Raw genomic sequence first — 15,038 nt, 5'->3', positions numbered from 1 at the left:
GGCCGCTAGGGGGATGCCTGGGTACTGGCTCCGTCCCGCGTTTGCTATTCTCTGTCGCAACGATTTGAAGGGAAGGTTTCCATGCGTGCATTCAAGCGGCTCTGGGCGACGGCCACGCTGCTGTTGCTGGCAGTGGCGGGCTGCTCGCAAGAAAGCCCGATCAACAGCCCGTATCCGTCTGGTGCGGAAAGCCAGAACACGTTCTACTCCGCGTTCACGCAGCGTTCGCCGAAGTATCTGGACCCGGCCAGTTCTTATTCCGTGGACGAAACGCCTTATACCTACAACATCTATGAGACGTTGTACGGCTATCACTACCTGAAGCGGCCCTACGAGCTGGTGCCGCGCTCGGCCGAGGCCATTGCCCCGCCGCTCTATTTGGATGCGCAGGGAAAACCGTTGCCTGCCGACGCGCCGGGCGAACAGATCGCCGAAAGCGTCTACGACATCAAGATCCGCCCTGGCGTGCGCTTTCAGCCGCATCCGGCCTTTGCCCGCAAGACCGACGGCAGCTACGACTACTTCCCGCTGGCCGCGGGCGAACTGGACGACAAGTTCTATATCCCTGATTTTCCGCGCACCGGCACGCGCGAACTCACCGCAGACGATTATGTCTACGCGTTCCGCCGCCTGGCCAGCCCGCGCGTGGTGTCGCCCATCTATTCAGTGATGGCCGACCATGTTCAAGGCATGAAGGAATACGGCGACCGCCTGCGCCAACGCGACCGCGACATGCGGCGCGACTTGCCCGGCGGCAGCACGCCGCCCTGGCTGGATCTCCGCGAAGCCGATGGTTTTACCGGCGTCCAGGCGCTGGACCCGCATACCCTGCGCATCCGGGTCACCGGCAAGTATCCCCAATTCAAGTACTGGCTGGCCATGACGTTCACGGCGCCCATCCCCTGGGAGGCCGACCGTTTCTACAACCAGCCTGGCATGGCCTCGCACGACCTGTCGCTGAACACCTGGCCGGTGGGGACCGGCCCCTACATGCTGGCCGAATCGCTGCCGAACCGCCGCCACGTGCTGGTGCGCAACCCCAATTTCCACGGTGAACCGTACCCTTGCGACGGCGAACCCGGCGACAAGGCAGCCGGCCTGCTGGCGGATTGCGGCAAGCCTACGCCATTCATCGACCGCGCGGTGTTCAGCCTGGAAAAGGAAGCGATCCCGCTGATCGGCAAATTCATGCAGGGCTATTACGACGCGCCGCAGATCGAACGCGGCGAGTACGGCGTCGCCATGCTGGTCGCCGCCGGCGACAGCCAGGACAAGGCCCGCCAGTACCGCGAGCGCGGCATCCGCCTGCCCACCACGGTCGAAACCGCCAATTGGTACATGGGGTTCAACTGGCTGGACCCTGTCGTGGGCAAGGGCGATACGCCCGAGCAGGCGGAAAAGAACCGCAAGCTGCGCCAGGCCATCAGCATCGTGTTCGATTGGGAAGAATATGTGGCCGTGTTCGAGAACAGCCAGGCCTCCGTGGCGCAGGGGCCGGTGCCGCCCGGTGTGCTGGGTTATCGCGAACTGCCTGAAGGCTTGAACCCCATCGTGTACGACCTGGTGGACGGCAAACCCGAGCGCAAGTCCGTCGACGTGGCCCGCCGCCTGCTGGCCGAAGCCGGCTATCCCGATGGCCGCAATGCCAAGACGGGGGCGCCGCTGGTGCTGTACTACGACGCCATGCAGGGGGGCGGGTCGAATCCGCAGTTCGACTGGATGCGCCGTCAGATGAACAAGATCGGCGTGCAGCTGGACTTGCGGTCCACCGATTACAACCGCTTCCAGGACAAGATGACGCGTGGCGCGGCGCAGATCTTCCTGTGGGGCTGGAATGCCGATTACCCCGACGCCGAAAATTTCCTGTTCCTGCTGTACGGCCCCAACGCCAAGGCAAAAGGCGGCGGCGAGAACGCGGCCAACTACGACAGCCCCGAATTCAACAAGCTGTTCGAGCAGATGAAGTTTCTGGATGACGGCCCGGAAAAGGAAAAGCTGATTGCCAGGATGGTGGATATCGTGCAGCGCGACGCGCCGTGGATGTTCGGCTTCTTCCCAATGTCGGGCGGCGCCTACCAGCAATGGGTCGGCAACGCCAAGCCGACGCAGATGGTGCGCAACACCCTCCAATACCTGAAGCTGGACCCCGCGCTGCGGCAGCAGAAGATCGACGAATGGAATTTCCCAAGGTGGTGGCCCATCGGCCTGTTCGTGCTGCTGCTGGCCTTGGCGATCTGGCCGTCATACGTCGCGCTCAAGCGCCGCGAACGCCAGACGGCCTTTGGACCGGGCGTCCGTAAGGAGCATCAATCATGATCGGCTATGTGATCCGCCGGCTGCTGTATGGCGTGCTGATTCTGATCGGCGTGAACCTCTTCACCTTCATCCTGTTCTTCGCGGTCAACACTCCGGACGACATGGCGCGCCTGGCCATCGGCGGACAGCGCGCCAGCCAGGATGCGGTGGAAAAATGGAAGGTCGAGCGCGGCTACGACAAGCCGCTCTTCTTCAACGCCAAAGCCGAAGGGGCGGCCCAGTTGACCGATACCGTGTTCTATCAGCGGTCGGTGCCTCTGCTGGTGATGGAGTTTGGTGCGTCTGACAGCGGCCGCGATATTGGCCGCGAGATCAAGACCCGGATGGGACCCAGCCTGGCGCTGGCGGTGCCCACGTTCATCCTGGGACTCTTCGTCAGCATCGTCTTTTCACTGACGTTGGTGTATTTCCGGGCGACGCGACTGGATTTCTGGGGCGTGGTGGTGTGCGTGCTGCTGTTGTCGATCTCCAGCCTGTTCTACATCATCGCCGGCCAATGGGTCTTCGCCAAGCTCATGCGCCTGGTGCCATTCTCGGGCTTCGCGGGCGGGTTGGACGTCGTCAAGTTCCTGGCGTTGCCGGTGCTGGTGGCGATCGTGTCGAGGCTGGGGCCCGAGGCGCGCTTCTACCGCACCCTGTTCCTGGAAGAAATCGGCAAAGACTACGTGCGCACCGCGCGCGCCAAGGGGCTGGCCGAACGCGTCGTGCTGTTCCGGCACGTGCTGCGCAACGCCATGCTGCCCATCCTGACCAGCACGGTCGCCGCCTTGCCGCTGCTGTTCATGGGCAGCCTGATCGCGGAGTCTTTCTTCGGTATCCCCGGCTTGGGCAGCTACACCATCGACGCCATCAACGCACAGGATTTTTCCGTCGTGCGCGCCATGGTGTTCCTGGGCGCGGCGCTTTACATCGTGGGGCTGATCCTGGCCGATATTTCCTACACGCTGGCTGACCCCCGCGTCCGTTTCGAGTAGCCGCCATGCCGAAGATCGTCTTCCTATGGACCGATGTTGCGCTGTGGCTGATGGCGCTTTGCGCGTTGGCCTACGTCTGGCATGTCCGCCGCAGTCCGAACCTGCGCGCGACCTGGGGGCGTGTGGCGCGCGACACGCCCGCCATGTGCTCCGCGGTGATCCTGGTCGCGTTCACGCTGGTGGGCCTGCTGGACTCCGTGCATTACCGTCCGCAGTTGCCTCCCGTTGCGGGCGCCGCGGCCGATGCCCCACCGGTCTATGCGCCTGTCGTCAAGTCGGCGCTGGATGGCCTGTTGGCGGGCACCGTGCTGACCAGCCCCGAAAAGAACTACTCGCAGCCGCTGGCGGCGAACCTGTTCCTGAAAGAGACCATGGTGGTCGATGGCAAGCCGGTGCGCGACTATCCGCGTTTGCGCGGCGCGGCTACCCATCTGACCCACCCCGAAGAACAGCATACGGGCGATGTCCTGAAGCGCTTGGGAATCGGCCTGGCCGGCGGGTTGGGGGTGGCGTTGCTGGCCACGATCATCCTGTACGCCTGCCTGGCGCGGCGCACCAGGTCGGCTTCCGAGGCGGCCAGCCAACTGCTGGGGGGCCATGCCGACATCCCGTGGCGCGCCATGGCGGTGACGTTCACGTTGCTGTGCCTGACGGCCGGCGCGCTGGCCGGCCTGTCCAGCGGCTATCACGCGTTGGGCACCGACCGCATCGGCAACGACGTGCTGTGGCAGGCGCTGAAAAGCATCCGCACGGCGCTGGTCATCGGCAGCCTGACCACCATCGCCATGCTGCCGCCAGCCATCATCTTCGGCATTGCGGCGGGTTACTTCAAGGGCAAGGTCGACGACGCTATCCAGTACCTGTACACCACCATTACCTCGATTCCCGGCGTGCTGCTGGTGGCGGCTTGCGCACTGATGATGCAGGTCTACATCGACAACCACGCCGACCTGTTCGACACCTCGGTCGCGCGCGCGGACCTGCGGCTGTTCCTGCTCTGCATGATTCTTGGCCTGACTGGTTGGGCCGGGCTATGCCGCCTGCTGCGCGCGGAAACACTCAAGCTGCGGGAACTGGAATACGTGCAGGCCGCACGCGCGTTCGGCGTATCGCACTGGCGCATCATGACGCGCCATCTTCTGCCTAACGTGGCGCATCTGGTGCTGATCACCGTGGTGCTGGAATTCTCGGGCCTGGTGCTCTACGAGGCCGTGCTGTCGTATCTAGGCATCGGCGTGGATCCCAGCATGAATTCCTTCGGCTCCATGATCAATGGCGCCCGGCTGGAGATGTCGCGCGATCCCATGATCTGGTGGAGCCTGATGACCGCTTTCATTTTCATGCTGGCGCTGGTGCTGGCGGCCAACCTGTTCGCTGATGCCGTGCGCGATGCGTTCGATCCGCGCACGCGCCGCTACAAGCCCAGCCGCATGGCTCGTCTGGGCGGTCTCTTCGGTCGCCGTCCGGCGCCGGCGCTGGCCGCAGAACCACGTCCATCCAAGTCGGGAGAAGCGCCATGAGCTACGACGCGCCTTTGCTCGATGTGCAGGGCCTTGATGTAGACATCGCCGGCGAAAGCGGCATGACGCACGCGGTCAAGCGCTTGCAGCTGGCCATCTCCCAGCGGCAGACCTTTGCGCTGGTGGGTGAATCCGGATGCGGCAAGAGCATCACGGCGCTGGCGTTGCTGCGTCTGCTGCCGGACGCCGGCCGCATCGTCGGCGGGCAGATCGACCTGGACGGCGAAGACCTGAACCGCCTGCCCGAAAGCGCCATGCGCGGGGTGCGCGGGGGGCGGATCGGCATCATTTTCCAGGAGCCGTCCACCAGCCTGAACCCGGTCATGCGCGTGGGCGACCAGATCATCGAAACGCTGACGGCGCACACGCCCCTGCGCGGTGCGGCCGCTCGTGCCCGTGCGGTGGACTGGCTGAGGCGGGTGGGCATTCCCGAGCCCGAACGGCGCGTGGACGACTACCCGTTCCAGTTCTCGGGTGGGCAGAAGCAGCGTGTCATGATTGCGATCGCGCTGGCGGCGGAACCCCTGCTGCTGATCGCCGACGAGCCGACGACCGCGCTGGACGTCACGGTGCAGGCGCAGGTGCTGGACCTGCTGGCCGACATCCAGCGGGAAATGGGCATGGCCGTGCTGCTCATCACCCACGATCTGGCGGTGGTGAAGAACGTAGCGCATCACGTGGCGCTCATGCGTGGCGGTGAAATCGTCGAAAGCGCCAGTGCCGAGGAATTCTTCCGGGCGCCCAAGCACGCCTATGCGCGGCAGTTGTTCGAGGCCATTCCGACCTTTGAAAAGCGCGGCACTCCGCTGACGGAACAGCGCCGCCAGGCGATGGCGCGCGAAGCCGGCCGCGCGGCGCGCAAGCCCGGCGACGTGGTGCTGGACGTGCAAGACCTCAAGGTGCATTACCCCGTGCGCAAAGGTCCGCTGCGCCGCATCGTATCGTGGGTAAAAGCGGTCGACGGCGTGACGTTCTCGTTGCGGGCCGGGGAAACGCTGGCCTTGCTGGGCGAATCCGGTTGTGGCAAGACCACCACCGGCAAGGCGCTGCTGCGTCTGATCGACGGGGCGCGGATTTCCGGCCGGGCAATGCTGCAAGGCAAGGATGCGCTGTCGGCCGACCGGCGCACGCTGCGCGACCTGCGCCAGGACATCCAGATCGTGTTCCAGGATCCCTACGCCTCGCTCGATCCGCGCATGCGCGTGGGCGACATTCTGGACGAAGGCCTGGCATCCCTGCGCCGTGGCATGAGCAAGGAGGCGCGTGCCGCGCATGCGGCGCAATTGATCGAGCGGGTGGGGCTGCCGGTCAACACGCTGACGCGCTATCCGCATGAATTCTCGGGCGGGCAGCGCCAGCGCATCGCGATTGCGCGGGCGCTGGCGGTCGAACCCAAGGTCCTGATCTGCGACGAACCCACGTCAGCGCTTGATGTTTCCGTCCAGGCGCAGATCCTGGACCTGTTGCGCGAGCTTCAGGACGAACTGGGTATCGCCTATCTGTTCATCACGCATAACTTCGGCGTGGTCGAGTATCTGGCGGACCGCATCGCCGTCATGGACGGCGGACGCATCATCGAACTGGGGCAGGCCGATGCCGTGCTGCACGCGCCTCAGCAGGAACTGACGCGCCGGTTGCTGGCCGCTGTTCCCCGGCTGCAGTTCGGTACGCCGCCCGGCTGAGGCCATGAAAAACACGCCCTGATCCTGTCGGATCAGGGCGTGCGGGGCACTCGGCGTCGTGCGCGCGGATCGGGGTCAGTGATCGTCGTGATGCGCGCTGCGCGTTTCCAGCCAAACCAGCGTGTCGTGCCTCAAGGTGCGGACGCATTGCGCCAGGAAGGCATGCACCGTTTCCAGTTCAGTGGTGTCGTAGCGGCGCGCCATCAGCATGACCGCTTCGGCAATCCACTGGCGCTCCTGCGACAGGTGCTGGCATTGTTCCTCGACCGGCCGGATCACGATCATCCGGCGATCCAGCGGGTGGCGGCCGCGCTGCACGTAGCCTGCCGCCTCCAGCCGGTTGATCAAGGCGGTCGCGCCGCCGGAGCTGATGCCCATCAACTGGGCGAGCTGCCCGGTGGGCAAGGCATCGAACTCCATCACCAGTTCCAGCGCCTTCAGATCCGCCAGGGGGATCCCCAGCTTTTCCGCCAGGGCCGACTGGCATGCGGCGTTGTACACCGAAAACTGCCGACCCAGCATCAGGGCGATATCGTCAAGCATTCCCGGGCGCAGGTCACTCGTGCGAGATTCAGGCATCACGGTCACATGCTCATGGTGAACGATGGTTTCTTGTTGCAGCATGATGTCGCTCCCTTGCGGATGTGGTGGTTTACTTCTTGGCCGACAGGCCGCCCAGCAGGCCACCCAGCAGGCCGCCGTTCGCCGCGCCGCCCGTCGTCGACGAACCGGTCACGCCACCGGTGACGCCACCCAGCAAGCCGCCCAGCAACCCGCCGTTGGTCGTACCGGCACCGGCTGCGCCGCCGGCGCTGGCGCCAGCACTGGCACCCGTACCCGTCGTCGCGCTGACCGAGACACCACCGACCACGCCGCCCAGCAGGCCGCCCAGCAAGCCCCCGTTGGCCGTGCCGCCGGACGTGCCGCCCGAGGTGCCGCCGGTAGTTCCGCCAGTGACACCGCCCAGCAAGCCGCCCAGCAAACCGCCGTTGGCCGTGCCGCCCGTCGCGCCACCCACTGCGCCGGTCACACCGCCCAACAAGCCCGTCACCGGTGCCAGCAGGCCGCCCACGCCGCCTGCCGCCGGCGTACCGCCCACACCACCCACGCCGCCGAGGAGGCCGGTGATCGGGCTCAGCAAGCCACCCGTGCCGCCCGCGCCGCCGGTCAGGCCGCCCGTCACGCCGCCCAGGCCCAGGCCGGAGGTCAGCGAAGCGACTGCGCCCGTGGCGTTGGCCAACGTCGCGCCAAGCGGATTCGGGTTGCCCGGGGTGGCGTTGAGCAAGCCGCCCGCGCTGGCGACTGCGCCGCCCAGCCCTTGCAGCACGCCGTTCAGGCCTGCCGTATTGCCAGGCAAGGAGCTACCGGCCGAGGCCAGGGTGCCGCCCAGGTTCGTCAGCAGCCCGGCGACCGGGGCGCCCAGCTTGGTGGTCGCGCCCAGCTGTTGCGTCAGGCCAGTGACCGTGCCGGCCAGCGGGCTGGCGGTGGGATCAAGCGCGGCGCCAAGGCCTGCCAGCGTGGGCTGCAGGCCCAGCGGCAGCACGTTGTCCACGGTCTTGCCCACATTGCCCAGCGCAGGTTCCAGAATCGGCTTGGAGGGGCCACCCAGCACGCCACCGGTGATGCCGCCAACGGCTTGCGTGACCGGGTTCAACAGGCCGCCTTGGCCGGAGAGGCCGGCGGTCAAAGCGCCCACGGCGTTCGTCGCGTTGCCCAGGATGGTCGTCAAGGGTTGCGGATTGGCGGGGTCTGCGTTCAGCAGGCCGCCGGTGCTGGCCACCGTCTTACCCAAACCATCGACCAAGCCGCCCAGGCCGGAACTCAAGCCGCCCGGCAGGCCGGTGCCCTTGACCGTGGTGCCCAAATCGCTGACCAGGCCGCCCACTTGTTTGGTGACGCCGTCCACCGGTTGGCCCAAGCCGGTTGTGGCACCCACTTCCTGGGTCAGCCCGACCACCGTATTGACGACAGGCGCCAAGGTGGGATCCAGCGCCTTGCCCACGCCGCCCAACGTCGTGCCCAGATTCAGCGGCAGCGTGTTGTCCACGGCTTTGCCGGTATTGCCCAACGTGGTTTGCAGGAGTCCGGCCGTCACGGGATTGACGGGCGTATTCGGATCGGTGCCGCCAGGATTGGTAGGATCGGTACCGCCAGGATTGTTGCCACCCGGATTCGTCGGAATATCGGTGCCAGGCAGGCCGGCCGACTTCTTGCCGCTTCCGCCGCCGCCGCCGCAAGCAGCCAGCGCGCTCATCAGAGCAGCGGCCATGACGGTGGAGGTCAAAATACGTTGAATGCGCTTTGCGTCTACTTTGGTATACATGGCGAGCTCCTCGGGTTGGATAGGTCGGGCGCTGAAACTGCCCGATACGTCTCTCCATGCATAAACCGTGCCAACATTTTTCCCACACCCGGATTTTTGCTTGTGGTTGATATTCGCTACTAAATAAATTCCTTATAAATCATTGCCTTGTAGGCCATCTTGAGGGTTTGTACCAAGCTTGAGAAACCCGCATTTTTGCGACGGCAAAAACCCTGCGAATGTTACGAATGGCAGGTTATTTCCCGTTACGTTACGGGCGACGTTACGTAACGTGGTGTGTGGGATGCGCAAAAAAAAGCGCCTGTGAACACAGGCGCGGGTCAGTCGAGAAGGAATCGTCCCTGGGTCAGAATGCGTCGTAGAACAGGGAGTAGTTGGCATTGAAGCGCACGTCCCGGTCATTGTTGACCGAGGCAGACCCGATCGGTTTGGCGACGTTGAAATCGAACAGATAGTATTTATCGTCCGTGAACCGCAAGCCCAGGGCGACCGATGACAGGTGCCGTTGGTTAATGGCCTGCAAGCCCTTGTTGTTGTACCAAGTGCGCGCATAGTCCACCAAGGCATACGGCTGCACGCTCGACAGGTATTCCCAACCCGTGCCGAAACGGCGGTTGACCTCGGCCGACACGCCCACGCCCTTGTCGCCGCTTTGCTCGCCTTGCGCATACCCCATGGCATACCGCCAGCTCCCGAAGGAGACTTGCTCGGACGAAGGCAGGATATTGCTGGAATATTGCGCGGCCCCCGAAAATGTCAGTCCGAACTGCGCCGGCAACGCAAACGTTTGTTTGGCGTTCAGGTTGTAGCGCGTGAAATCCAGATCAAGAATCGGCGTGGCCGAATACCCATAGTTGGTCGATATGTCCTTTTTCGCACCCGCCGCGTCAAAGCCTTTGGATACGCTTGCAGTAACGTCGGTTGTCTTGCTTTCGGAGACCTGAATATATCGAAGCTCGGCGTTGGCGGCGCGCACTCTTGCGTCCTGCTGCAGCCAGAGGTCCGAGGTGCGCGAGTCGTACCGGTCTTTGGAGTTTGCGGCGTAGACACCCAGTGTGCCCGTCAGGGAACGGGTGTTGTTCAGCAGGAAGGGATAACTGACGCCGATACCGATGCGGTCATTTTTCACCCGCCGCTCGAATCCCAGGTATTCGATCGCATCGTCCTGGGGCTTGGCGTCATAGTGATAACCGTCGACCTTGATCGCCAAACCGTCTGGCCCAATCGGCACGCGGACTTCGCCCATGACGTATTTGACGTCGTCGGTATTGAACGGGACGGATGCGGTCAGTTTCACCTGCTCGCCCAGCGGCGTCAGGCTGTTGGTGCCCAGGTTCACTATCGGCTGCATGCCGGTGCCCAGATCGGCAACGCCGCCTGTCACGCTCACCGGTTGGCGTGATGCCGTCAGCACCAGTTCCGTCGCGCCGTCCGCGCGGCGCGGCAGATCCAGGTTAGGCGTGAACTTCACGCCCGGCACCGTGCGCATCAGATTCAGTTGGCGTTCCAGCGTGGCTTGCTGCAACGGACGGTCTTCTTTCAACGGGCCAGCCAGCGTTTCCAGGCGGTCCAGCGCATTGCCGATATCGCCTTCGATCCGCACGGTACCGATATACCCCTCGACCACGGTCACAACGACCAGTCCATTGGCGAATGTCTGGTTCTGCACCAGCGCAAACGATAGGGGATACCCCTTGTCGCGGTAGAGCTGGGTGATCTTGTCGACCTGCTGCACCAATTCGCCCAGGCTGATTTCCTTGCCGGACAACGGCGCAAGGATGCCGGATACCTCTTCAAAAGGAATGGCGTGGACGCCACTGACGTCGAAATTAAGCGGGACGATGCGTTGCGCCAATCTGGCTTGCAACGCCAATTGTTCGGGCGTGGCCGTCTCTACGACAGGTGGAGGTTGCTGGGCGCCAGGGGGCCTTTCCAACTGCGGCAGCGAGTCGACGGGATTTCCCCGTAGCGGGCCATCCGCGCGTGCATTCGCACTGAAGGCAAGGGCGCAGATAAGGGCGAGGGTAAGCGGACTTGCCGGGTACGAACGTCTCATGCCTTTGTATCTCTCATTTCTTCAGGCGCTGTCCGGCCATGTATTCGATATTCATTAAATATTGAATATATATAGGGACACAACATTGGTAAGTAGTGCTTGCTAACGCCACAGGCGGTTATGGTGCCAGCCGCCCGGGATAATGACAATTTATTTCATTGTGACCGCTTGGAAAGGACAAGATAACAACATTGCGAAATGCTCAGGAACCAATGCATATGCGAAATATCAGGGTTAACTAGAGGTTTTTAATAAGATTGATATAAATTTCAGGATATCCGTTACATGTCTATGGCCTAAGTATCGACAATATTCGCGTAAACCCTGATGTGTATTAAATGTTAATAGATAAGACTATATAAACGTATCAAAACACATCGGTTTTACGGGCAATCGGGGGTCCACAGGATGGATGCGTGTGACTGCAGTACTTCTCGGAAATGCCTGACGGCGGAACGCTGTGATTGCAGGGCATTTCATTGGGGCCGTTCATGAACCCGGGCGACATCGTTCCCCTTTCGTTTCATGCCGGTCTGGTCGCGCTCTCGTTCCTGACGGCGGTGCTTGGCTCGTATGTGGCGCTGCTTGCCGCGGCGGGTATCCGCACTGAAACCCAGGACGGTGAAATGCGCATCGGTTACATCCTCATCGGCGCCGTCGCCATGGGGGGCGTAGGTATCTGGAGCATGCATTTCATCGGCATGCAGGCCCAGGACCTGCCCTTCGAAGTGGGTTATCAGGTCGGCCTCACCCTACTCAGCTTCGTGGTTGCCGCCGGGTTTTCCGGATGGGCTTTCTGGTATGTCGGGCGCGACCGGTTCACCTTCGGGCGTTGCCTGGTCGGTGGACTTGCCGCCGGCCTGGGCGTTGCTGCCATGCATTATCTGGGTATGGGCGCCATGCGCATGCCGGCCGTATTGCTTTGGAATCTGCCGATGGTGGTTTTATCGGTTCTGATCGCTGTAATTGCGGCGTCAGCCGCGCTGTGGCTGGCTTTCAATACGCAGAATGAATTTCAGCGCGGCGGAGCCGCCATTTTGATGGCAATCGCCGTGTGCGGCATGCATTACACGGGCGCGGCTGCCGGCACCGTTATCTGCACGACCCCGCGTGAGTATTCCAGTCTGCAAATCGGCGGGCTCATGCTGCCGTATATCGCTTTTGCGTTGTCCGCCGTCACGCTGCTGATCATGCGCTGGCAGTTGCAGCGGGCATCGACGCGGTTCCGTGCGCGCATGGCGCAGCGGATAGACTCGATTATTGAATCGGCACCGGTGTCGGAGCCTGGCAAGGTGCCAGGGTCCACGCTGGGGCCGGGTTAGCAGGGCCCCGGATTGCTCGCGGGCAAGGAATGCTCCCGCAAGGCAAGCAGTACCGGGCATAGGGGGCTGGTGTCGCTAGACGGCGCAGCTCAATTATCAATCGAGTCTTAGGAGCTCGACATGAAAGCGAAACTTGCGCAGTTCTGGAATGACGAAGAAGGCATCACCGCCCTGGAATACGGGCTGATCGCGGGTTTGATGGCAGCAGCGATCCTTATCGCGATCGGGGCATTTACGGGAGGACTCCAAACTCTGTTCACGGATCTCGCCGGAAAACTGACGGGTTCCACGGGGGGCGGCAGCTAATCCTGCCAGCGCAGGTGCCGTGGTGGCCGGGCGCTGTCCGCTACCACGGTGCGCCTTTGCTTTGATCGTGATTATTGAAGAGATCCGTGCTTGTCTGGACAAGCACAACCGTAATTGAATTCGAATTTTCGGAAGGTCCGGCCTTGTATCCAGGGGATGTATTGTGGTGGCTGCTGTTCGCATGCTGGAATCTGGTGCTGATCTACAACGATCTGCGCTATCGCCGCGTCCCGAATACGTTGATCGTTACGGGGTTCGTGGCACAGCTGCTTTGGCTTTCAGCCGCCTGGGCGGTGCCCGGTTGGGTCTACCCCCCTCATTGGTTCGGATGGGCAATGGCGCTGGCAGGGTTTCTGGCCGCGGTGCCGTTCCTGCTTTTGTGGGGCCGACGCCTGATGGGCGCGGGCGACGTCAAGGCCATTGCGATACTGGGGCTGCTGCTGGGATTTCCGTCTCTGGTGCTGGTGCTACTGGGAGCGAGCCTGCTCGCCGGGCTGCACGCAGTGCTGCACATGACCGTGTCGAAGTACAGGGCGCTGACGAACCGCAGTCGCCAGATTCCCTACGCTGCGTACCTGGGAGCCGCCGCAATCAGCGTGGCGTTTATGCCGTTGAATTCGGCCTGGTATTCGTGGTGTTCTTCCTGGTTTTCTACGCGATTCTGACGTATTCGCTGGTGGCCGCCGCGCAGCAATCCATGGCGCTGGCCGCGCAGGACGGTGCGCGCAAGGTCTTGCAATGGCAGGACGGGCAGACGCCGTTGACGGTGAGGGCCAATGCCGGGCGCGACGCCGCCCTGTATCAGGCGCAATGGATCAGCTCGATGTCCGCCGCGCCGGTTCAAGTGGCAGTTTGCGGCAGTAAAGGCCAGTTGAGCAGTTCGGCCGGCGGCGCTTGCAGCGGGTTGCCGCTGGCGGAGGGGCAGGTCGAGGTGACTGTGTCCTATGCCTATGGCGCGCATCCGCTTATCCCTTCGCTTCCCTTGCTGCAGGTCGTGTTGATGCCGGCCTCCAGTGTCTTGAAAGCCCGGGCGACCGTGCATCTGAACGGGGAAGGTTGATATGTACACGCCTACCCCCCCACGTGCCAGCCCCCGTGCATTCGCGCGGCAGCGCGGCGTCGCGGCGCTGGAGTTCTCGTTGACCTTGATCATGTTGCTGATGTTCATCTTCGGCGTACTGAGCTTTGGCGCCTTGTTCTGGATGCAGCAGCAATTGGCATCGGCGGCGACTGACGGTGCCCGAGCAGCCGTGTTTGCCCAATTCAACGGCCAGGCGAACGTGCCGGCGGCGGCCTGCTCTGCGGCGATGAGTGCGTTCTCGTCCGGCTCCGCCGTCATCTGTTCGACCACCAGTGCGCCGTGCAGTTGGACCGGCTCAGGGGGACAGCAAGCCAATTGCGCCACCGTGGCGTTGACCTACAACACCCAGTCCTGGCCGCTGCTGGCCACCCTGCAAAGCCTGATCAACGCGTTGCCGGGCATGGGTCAGAACTGGATTCCCACCCGATTGCATTCGCAAGCCGTCGTCCAGATATCGCAGGGGACCCCATGAGCAGTTTGAGCAAGATCGTCGCAGGTGTGTTGTTGGTGGCGGGCCTTGTGCTTGCCTTCGTGGCCTGGCGGCTTGCGTCCGCGCCCAATACTCCCCCTGCCAGTGTCGCGCCCGCGTCTTCCGCAGCGCCGGTCGCCGCGCCCGTGAAACTATATCCCGTTGTCGTGGCAAAGGAACCGATGCCGGCAGGCACCCGCATCGACAGCGCAAAGATGTTGACGGTGGCCCAGTGGCAGACGGCATTGTCAGGCGGCTATGACTCGATTGGGCCGCTGGAAGGCACTGTGACGAAAGTCGACATCGCCGCGGGCGATCCGATCCTCCCCAGCCTTCTGGCGCAGGGGCTGGCCCGCCAGCTCAAGCCGGGAGAGCGTGCCGTGGCGATCGCCGTGGACGAAGTGATCGGCGGCGGCAATCGGGTCACCCCGGGTGATTGGGTGGATGTGTTCTTCATGGTCGAAAAGGGCCAGGAAGTGCCCGGAGGTCAGGCGCGGCTGCTCCAGTCGCAATTGCGTGTGCTGGCTTACGGCAAGGACTCCGTCGACGGCCCGGAGGAAAAACCGGTGGGCCAGCCGGGCAACGCATCGAACCAGCCTGCCAGGACTGCCGTGCTGGCGGTTCCGATCGAGCACGTGAACGCATTGATATTGGCCAGCCGTTCCGGCCGCCTGCAACTGGCGTTGCGTCCTCTGAATGATGACAGCGTGCCCGATACCCAATTGTTCGCCCAGCGCGGCACGGTGTTGCAGACGCGCGCGGATTTGACGCCGGAGCAGCGCGAAGCGCTCAAGCAAGGGCCGAACCGCGCATTTGCCGGGGAAAGCCTGCTCCAGCTTGATGGGACGACGCCTGCCGCGCGAGCCTCCGCCGCCCCTGTGCGCGGCGCGAATTCGGGCGGAGGTGCGGGCAGGACGGTGGAAATCTTGCGCGGGGACAAATCCGAACGTGTGCGTTATTGATCGTGGCTCCGCGCGGCGTGCCGCCGC

General features: G+C 63.4%; 13 protein-coding genes. 10 read left to right on the top strand and 3 right to left on the bottom strand.

Annotation, left to right across the window (positions count from 1 at the left end):
• Positions 1-81: 81 nt before the first annotated feature.
• The 4 genes from CEY09_RS13820 to CEY09_RS13805 are packed head-to-tail and all read left to right on the top strand — an operon-like array spanning position 82 to position 6,492.
• Positions 82-2,316, top strand: a complete 2,235-nt coding sequence (locus CEY09_RS13820) for an ABC transporter substrate-binding protein (protein WP_088589049.1) — start codon at positions 82-84, stop codon at positions 2,314-2,316.
• Positions 2,313-3,290, top strand: a complete 978-nt coding sequence (locus CEY09_RS13815; protein WP_088589048.1) for an ABC transporter permease — start codon at positions 2,313-2,315, stop codon at positions 3,288-3,290. The genes CEY09_RS13820 and CEY09_RS13815 overlap by 4 nt, the downstream gene beginning before the upstream one ends.
• A 5-nt stretch (positions 3,291-3,295) precedes the next feature.
• Complete coding sequence (locus tag CEY09_RS13810) at positions 3,296-4,810, top strand: ABC transporter permease (protein WP_088589047.1); 1,515 nt, start codon at positions 3,296-3,298, stop codon at positions 4,808-4,810.
• Complete coding sequence (locus CEY09_RS13805) at positions 4,807-6,492, top strand: ABC transporter ATP-binding protein (protein ID WP_088589046.1); 1,686 nt, start codon at positions 4,807-4,809, stop codon at positions 6,490-6,492. The genes CEY09_RS13810 and CEY09_RS13805 overlap by 4 nt, the downstream gene beginning before the upstream one ends.
• Before the next feature lie 75 nt (positions 6,493-6,567).
• Here the strand turns inward: CEY09_RS13805 and CEY09_RS13800 are convergent, their stop codons facing one another.
• From CEY09_RS13800 to CEY09_RS13790, 3 genes are all read right to left on the bottom strand, one after another.
• Positions 6,568-7,116 (bottom strand): MarR family winged helix-turn-helix transcriptional regulator, encoded by a 549-nt coding sequence (locus CEY09_RS13800; RefSeq protein ID WP_088589045.1) that lies wholly within the window; start codon positions 7,114-7,116, stop codon positions 6,568-6,570.
• A 28-nt stretch (positions 7,117-7,144) separates the two neighbouring features.
• A complete protein-coding gene (locus tag CEY09_RS13795) occupies positions 7,145-8,815 on the bottom strand; it encodes a collagen-like triple helix repeat-containing protein (RefSeq protein ID WP_006225591.1) in 1,671 nt (556 codons plus the stop codon).
• Positions 8,816-9,161: 346 nt separating this feature from the next.
• A complete protein-coding gene (locus tag CEY09_RS13790; RefSeq protein ID WP_088589044.1) occupies positions 9,162-10,871 on the bottom strand; it encodes a ShlB/FhaC/HecB family hemolysin secretion/activation protein in 1,710 nt (569 codons plus the stop codon).
• Positions 10,872-11,362: 491 nt separating this feature from the next.
• Here CEY09_RS13790 and CEY09_RS13785 point away from each other — a divergent pair, with 491 nt between their 5' ends.
• From CEY09_RS13785 to cpaB, 6 genes are all read left to right on the top strand, one after another.
• On the top strand, positions 11,363-12,193 hold the full coding sequence (locus CEY09_RS13785) for an MHYT domain-containing protein (protein WP_088589270.1): 831 nt from the start codon (positions 11,363-11,365) through the stop codon (positions 12,191-12,193).
• Between the two features lie 120 nt (positions 12,194-12,313).
• On the top strand, positions 12,314-12,499 hold the full coding sequence (locus CEY09_RS13780) for a Flp family type IVb pilin (RefSeq protein ID WP_088589043.1): 186 nt from the start codon (positions 12,314-12,316) through the stop codon (positions 12,497-12,499).
• 161 nt (positions 12,500-12,660) lie between these two features.
• Complete coding sequence (locus tag CEY09_RS32500; protein ID WP_234818299.1) at positions 12,661-13,164, top strand: prepilin peptidase; 504 nt, start codon at positions 12,661-12,663, stop codon at positions 13,162-13,164.
• On the top strand, positions 13,134-13,559 hold the full coding sequence (locus CEY09_RS13770; RefSeq protein WP_415830667.1) for a pilus assembly protein: 426 nt from the start codon (positions 13,134-13,136) through the stop codon (positions 13,557-13,559). Before CEY09_RS32500 ends, CEY09_RS13770 begins: the two co-directional genes overlap by 31 nt.
• A gap of 1 nt (position 13,560) precedes the next feature.
• Positions 13,561-14,052 (top strand): TadE/TadG family type IV pilus assembly protein, encoded by a 492-nt coding sequence (locus CEY09_RS13765; protein ID WP_088589041.1) that lies wholly within the window; start codon positions 13,561-13,563, stop codon positions 14,050-14,052.
• Positions 14,049-15,011 (top strand): Flp pilus assembly protein CpaB, encoded by a 963-nt coding sequence (cpaB, locus tag CEY09_RS13760; protein ID WP_088589040.1) that lies wholly within the window; start codon positions 14,049-14,051, stop codon positions 15,009-15,011. Before CEY09_RS13765 ends, cpaB begins: the two co-directional genes overlap by 4 nt.
• Positions 15,012-15,038 lie beyond the last annotated feature (27 nt).

The sequence above is a fragment of the Achromobacter marplatensis genome, assembly GCF_002209535.1.
Taxonomy (GTDB): domain Bacteria; phylum Pseudomonadota; class Gammaproteobacteria; order Burkholderiales; family Burkholderiaceae_B; genus Achromobacter; species Achromobacter marplatensis.
The sequence above is the reverse complement of the archived record's forward strand: the minus strand, read 5'-3'. Positions and strand labels throughout refer to the sequence as shown.